A 5,487-nucleotide genomic window follows, 5' to 3' on the forward strand; every position below is an offset into this window, starting at 1 on the left:
ATATCATTTACTTTTTTTCTTCTCGATTTAACTGCTTGATTCACTGTTAAATATACAAAAAACAAACCAAAAAAACAATTAAAATAACTGATAATCAACGTATTAAATCCATAACTTAATGACATTGACCGCTACCCTGTCATTCGTAGCAAAAGCAATACTGTCTCTATCTAAAGCATTCAGATATACGTAATTCACTGCTAAATATAAAATCATCACTGCGGAAGTTCCGTAGATCATGGATTTGACAATATTTTTCTTAGGATTTTCTACTTCTCCGGAAACGAAAGTCACACTTTCCCAGGCTACAGAACTGAAAACCGAACCTACCATAGCGGCTGCAATACCTCCAAGTAAGGTCATTCCCCCAATAGGCTCCCAACCTTCTTTAAGGAAATTACCGCTTATGTCTTTTTTTAAATTATTAAATGAATCAGAACCAAGGCTAAAATTTTCAGACAGATGCGAGAAATCAACCAAAATGAATCCGGTAGCAATTAAACCTAATAAGGCAATAATTTTTGAACCCGTAAATACATTCTGAAGCAGCTTTCCGCTCTGAACGCCTCTTGTATTGATGTAAGTAAGTAAAAGGATAACAGCTATTGCCAGAATCTGTATCCAGGTGATTTTGAATTCTCCGCTCTGGAAAAGAGGTGCTGCATCATTCAATGAAGGGATCAGATAGGCTGTAAATTTCCCGAAAGCCATTGCCACGGCAGCAATAGTTCCTGTCTGGATCACCGTAAACAGTCCCCATCCGTACAGAAAGCCCATCTTTTTACCAAAAATCTCCTTCAGATAAGTGTACTGTCCGCCCGCCTTTGGAAACAGAGCAGAAAGTTCTCCGTAGCTGATTGCTGCTGCTACCGTCATCACACCCGTAATGATCCAAACTATGACCAGCCAGAAACCAGATCCCAGATTCCGCATCATATCGGCACTTACAATAAAGATTCCACTTCCAATCATAGAGCCCATTACCAGCATAATGGCATCCCAAAGTTTCAGTTTTTTTTGCATAGTCAAGTATAGGCGTCAAATATAAACAAATCTATCGTTCATTCTGAAATTTGTTTAAAATTTACAGCACCACGTATTTTTCATCAACTTTTCACCGGATTATTATTCAATTTTAATTAGTACTTTTGAAAAAAATATTAAAAATGAAATTCAAGGCTATATTATTTGCAGCAGCGGTAAGTGTTTCTACTTTAGCTTTTGCACAGGAGACATCACAGAAAAAATTCGGACCACCGGCAGGAAATGCTATTGTAGGTGATACTTATGGATCTGGAGTGGTTTCAACCTCAGAGTCTAAAGCCATTACAGTAGATAAACTGAGCAAGAAGCTTAAAAAAGATAACAAAAAAGTAGAAGGCGTAGCCGTGAAGGGAAAAGTAACCGATGTATGTGAGAAAAAAGGATGCTGGTTAACGATCCAGACTGACGATAATTCTCAGTTTTTCGTAAAAATGAAAGATTACGCGTTCTTTGTACCAACAGCCTTAAAAGGTAAAACGGTACTACTCGAAGGAACTGCTGAAAGAAAAGTAACTTCTATAGATGAGCAGAAGCACTATGCTGAGGATGCTAAAAAGCCTCAGGCTGAAATTGATGCCATCACCACTCCTAAAGAAGAGATCAGGTTTGTAGCCAATGGAATTAAAGTAGTGAACTAGCCTGGTTTAAAAATAAATAACGTCCTCAAAAAGTATGACTTATTGAGGACGTTTTATTTATGTGTAATACGATCTAGTCTTCTATTGTAAATTCTGCTATAGCATCCAGCTTTGGATATTTGGTGGCAGATACAAATTTCTTTCCTGTACAGTCTACTTCAAGCCAGCCTTTTTTTCTTTTTACATCTCCTACTTCCATCACAAAGGGAACGAAAGATATTTCGTCTTTTCCTTCTTCTAGAATTTCGCGATACTGAACGGCCACATCCAAAATGCATTCATGGTCTGTATTCAGCTTTACATTCCTGTAAATAATATCATAATGCGTTTCCTGGTTCTCGGGAATTTCAAGATACTTTTCCCACCCTTCTATATCAGAGTCTAATTCACTGATTGCTTTTAGTGCATAATATAAGGCAACTGTATAATATTTCCTGGTTCCTTTTCTCAGATAGTCATCTACGAAATGACCGCCTTCAAATAAAATCGTTGGCATTCCAGCTTTAATAAAATTATCTCCTGTAGAGGTCGGGTAAAACTCGTCGGAATATCTTCCAATCTGATTTGGGATTAAATCTTTTAAGTGGTCGTAAATATATCCTATTACAGCCATACATTTCTTCCTGTTATCCGTTACCGTACGTTCTACATTTTCTGAAGGAGCCAAAAAGGAAAGCGTTGCCGGATGTATACCATCTGTAGTGAAAATAGTTCTCTGCTCATGCAGATTTAATGCATAATCATAGGTATTAGAAGCCACAGTTTTTTTTAGAAACTTAATCTCCTTGCTAGACTCATTATGGAAATCCCTGTTCAGATCAATATCTGCAGCATTTAGTCTTGTCCATCTTTCCGATCCGTCAGGATTGAGCATAAAAATAAAATCCAGCTTTACTTTACTAAAAAGATCTTCTTTTATTTCCGGAGCCTTATCTAAAGTCTCAAGCAGATCGAGCATGGCATGGGTCGCATTCGATTCGTTGCCGTGCATCTGTGACCAGGCAAGAACTTTAATCGTTCCCGTTCCGATGCTTAACTGATAAATAGGTTTATCTAAATAGGATCTTCCGATCTCTTGAATGTAACCGCCGAGATTGCTCTGTAGGTAAGAAAATAATTTTTCAGGGGAAATATAGCGGTTTAAGAAATTAGGGTTTGGAGAATAGATCTGTTCAAAATTCATTATCAATAATTTACAAGAGTCAAATTTAATGATTTTTGGACAGAAAAAAACAGTTAACATTTGTAACTCACCTAAACAAGCAGGACTGCCATTCTGTCTGTGGATAAAATTGTTAATTGAATAAAGTATCAGATAAGAATAATAAATAACATTAATTCAGATAGTTACAAAGTTTATATCAATATTATTTATAACGTCACTTTAAGTCTATAAAAGGTTATTTATTTACAAATAAGCATAATATTTTTAAACACGATCAATGTGGAAAACTCAGTCATTCGCACTTGTATACATGTGTAAATTGTTAGTTTTTGGTGTTTATTGCTGAATTTCAGATATATTTAGAGTTTAAAAGTACCTTACTGTATAATTACAACATCCCTACTATTAGAGAAAATATTTTATCCATTATATTAATCGTAATATACTTATATATAGCCATTTAAACATTTATTTACGTTTGTATACAAAGGGAATAAATGTTTTTTGGTATTCAGGATAGTCTTTTAATTAGATTAAGCCTAAAATCCCTAGTTTACATTTTAAACACTAATAATCAGCAGTTTATATTACAATTTCGTCATAAATATCTTTCATTGGTGCTTACTAAATCAGAAATATCTAAAGAAGATTATTTAAGGAAATTTATCTGGTTAGAATTGAGTTTACATTACTCAATTGTACTCCATAATTGTATCCTATAATATAAATAACTGTTTTTTAAAGCATTACAATCGTTTACATTTGTACATTGATAAAAGTCAATACTTTTCACTTATGTAAATTGCTCATGTAAATTTTATTATTTACATTTGTAAAACAATTGACAACTTATTTTTATGAGTTTAAACGAAAGAATTTCCAAAGTTATAGAGTATTCCAATCTCAGTCCTTCTGAGTTTGCAGATGAAATTGATGTACAACGTTCTTCCATTTCACATATCACTTCCGGAAGAAACAAACCATCTCTGGAATTTATTATAAAGATAAAATCCAGTTTTCCAGAAATTCTTTGGGATTGGTTGGTGACAGGTGAAGGTGAAATGCTGAAATCGGAATTACCGGAAGTAGAATCAGCTTCGGAAGAAAAAGCGGATGATGAGAAAGGAAAACCTACTCCGCTCCCCGACTTATTTACCATGATGAAGGATGATGAAGATTTCAGAGCAGAAGAGGAAATTAAGGCCCTGAAAGAGAGCCCGCGAGAATCGTTTATACCACCCCCATATAAAGCTCAGAAAAATATATCCGATTCTCAGCGATTAGAAAATTCTAACGATCAAATACTAAACCAAGTGATTGGAAATCAATCCAATAAGATCAAACGAATTGTTCTGTTCTACGAAAACGGAAAATTTGAGAGTTTTGAGCCCTAAAAAAACCTGGCCAAAGAAAATGGCCAGGATAAAAAATATTTGAAGAAGAAAACTAAAGCTATTGCTTTATTAGTTTTGTAATTTTTGTATGGCCATCTTTATTCTTTATTTTCAGAATGTAATTTCCTTTTGGCAGATCTGAAACATGATACTCTTCAGAGCCTTTCAACCTTCTTACCAGCTTTCCGGAAGCATCCATAATTTCCACGGAACTTATACTGAGTTTTTCAGGATTATTAATTCTGAAATTGTCTTTTACCGGATTAGGATAAACCTGAACTCTGTTATCATACTGCATAGTTTCCTGTGTTCCTAATATTGTAGACGTAAATGTAATAACGAATGGCATATCCAAAGGATAATCCGGAGCTGCTGCAGGATTTCCGGCATCTACTATAGGAGCCCAGGTTCCCAAAATAGCATCAAATTGCTTCGCATTAAAAGTGGGAAGTCCCCTGTTTCCTACAATGGTAACCGGAGGTAAGAAGCCCGCACTAGCAGTAACTACATTTTGCAGCTGATATTTTATCCAATATATTCCTGGATTTAAAGTTTTAGGAGTACTTGCTGTAATTTTCCAGATCTTCCTGGCAGTTCCTGGGGTTGTAGCGGTTGGTACCATACTGTTTCCTGTTCTGTACATACTGGCATCTACACCAGCGCTGAATCTATTGGTGGTATCATCTCCATACACGCTTGTGGCACCAGTCACAGAAGGATCTGAACTGAATATATTAACCCTCACCGTATTAAAAGGTGCAGTTGTCCCCACATAATTTGTCTGATAAGCAAAAAAGTCAATGGTTGTGATCTGCCAACTGGACCCGGCAGGAACCGTAAAATCATCTGCCAGAAAAAAGCTTGCTGTAGCCGAACTGAATGTTCCTCCTAATCCAAGGCTGGTATTAGACTCTGTTGTATTTCCGGTGTTGTTCTGAAGCTCAGACCATGTGTATCCGGCTGGTGCCGCAAGACCTCCTTTGGAAGTAGCCCCAGTACTTAAACCTCCATTATTATAGGTTTGTGCAAAAGCAAAGTTGGCTGTCATAAAGACAGCAACGAGTAATGTTTTTTTCATATATTAGTTTTTATTGGTTTAATCAAATATAATCATTTGTAATTAAATAAACTACCCCGGGGCAGAGCCCCGAAGTATTAAAAGTCAAAAAGTGTAAGTTGAGCCTCATGCACTTTTTGATATTCTTTTTCTTTTCCTTGATTTTCTATATATTTTTTAATGACATCT

5 protein-coding genes are annotated in these 5,487 nt (G+C 35.7%); 2 read left to right on the plus strand and 3 right to left on the minus strand.

The features are described 5' to 3' along the window. Positions 1-102 precede the first annotated feature (102 nt). Positions 103-1,023 (minus strand): APC family permease, encoded by a 921-nt coding sequence (locus HHL23_RS22205; protein WP_228464949.1) that lies wholly within the window; start codon positions 1,021-1,023, stop codon positions 103-105. 143 nt (positions 1,024-1,166) lie between these two features. Between HHL23_RS22205 and HHL23_RS22210 the strand changes: the two genes are divergently transcribed. Beyond that, positions 1,167-1,682, plus strand: a complete 516-nt coding sequence (locus HHL23_RS22210; RefSeq protein WP_169236917.1) for a DUF4920 domain-containing protein — start codon at positions 1,167-1,169, stop codon at positions 1,680-1,682. A 73-nt stretch (positions 1,683-1,755) separates the two neighbouring features. Here HHL23_RS22210 and HHL23_RS22215 read toward each other — a convergent pair whose 3' ends face one another. After that, entirely contained in the window at positions 1,756-2,865 is a 1,110-nt protein-coding gene (locus HHL23_RS22215; RefSeq protein WP_169236918.1) for a M14 family zinc carboxypeptidase, read from the minus strand. 839 nt (positions 2,866-3,704) lie between these two features. Between HHL23_RS22215 and HHL23_RS22220 the strand changes: the two genes are divergently transcribed. Further along, the gene (locus tag HHL23_RS22220; RefSeq protein WP_169236919.1) at positions 3,705-4,241 is read left to right on the plus strand and encodes a helix-turn-helix transcriptional regulator; all 537 of its coding nucleotides are present in this window, start codon (positions 3,705-3,707) and stop codon (positions 4,239-4,241) included. Positions 4,242-4,299: 58 nt separating this feature from the next. Here the strand turns inward: HHL23_RS22220 and HHL23_RS22225 are convergent, their stop codons facing one another. After that, entirely contained in the window at positions 4,300-5,319 is a 1,020-nt protein-coding gene (locus HHL23_RS22225) for a T9SS type A sorting domain-containing protein (protein ID WP_169236920.1), read from the minus strand. Between the last annotated feature and the right edge of the window lie 168 nt (positions 5,320-5,487).

The organism is Chryseobacterium antibioticum (genome assembly GCF_012927325.1).
In the GTDB taxonomy this organism is placed as follows: Bacteria; Bacteroidota; Bacteroidia; order Flavobacteriales; family Weeksellaceae; genus Chryseobacterium; species Chryseobacterium antibioticum.

What these genes read in the sequence shown, in the direction of transcription:
- HHL23_RS22205 (WP_228464949.1), bottom strand. Translation starts at nt 1,023, where the DNA reads ATGCAAAAAAAACTGAAACTTTGGGATGCCATTATGCTGGTAATGGGC.
- HHL23_RS22210 (WP_169236917.1), top strand. Translation starts at nt 1,167, where the DNA reads ATGAAATTCAAGGCTATATTATTTGCAGCAGCGGTAAGTGTTTCTACT.
- HHL23_RS22215 (WP_169236918.1), bottom strand. Translation starts at nt 2,865, where the DNA reads ATGAATTTTGAACAGATCTATTCTCCAAACCCTAATTTCTTAAACCGC.
- HHL23_RS22220 (WP_169236919.1), top strand. Translation starts at nt 3,705, where the DNA reads ATGAGTTTAAACGAAAGAATTTCCAAAGTTATAGAGTATTCCAATCTC.
- HHL23_RS22225 (WP_169236920.1), bottom strand. Translation starts at nt 5,319, where the DNA reads ATGAAAAAAACATTACTCGTTGCTGTCTTTATGACAGCCAACTTTGCT.